The following is a 269-nucleotide window of genomic DNA, read 5'->3' on the forward strand; positions in this document are numbered from 1 at the left end:
CGCGCTGCCTTGGCCCGTTGCTGCCTATCAGCGGGAGTACCGCAGTTACGCGGCTTTACCGTTGGCCGTCCTTCTGCTGGGCTGGTTCTGGCTGGTCAATCTGCTCAGTGACGGTTCTGCCGAGCCGCTGCCTTATGTGCCGCTGATCAATCCGCTGGAACTGGGCATGCTGTTCGTGCTCTTTGCCGTGCACCGCTGGGCTCGAGACGGATTGTCCACGCTGGCCATCGAGCCAAGGCAGATGCAATTGGCAACCCAGGCGGTGCTCG

General features: G+C 62.5%; 1 pseudogene. It reads left to right on the forward strand.

Going from position 1 to position 269, the window contains the following annotated elements:
• Positions 1-269, forward strand: a pseudogene (locus ACZ3HH_RS30160) (DUF2339 domain-containing protein); the annotation flags it as partial.

The sequence above is a fragment of the Pseudomonas sp. PME37.24/025 genome (assembly GCF_055556615.1).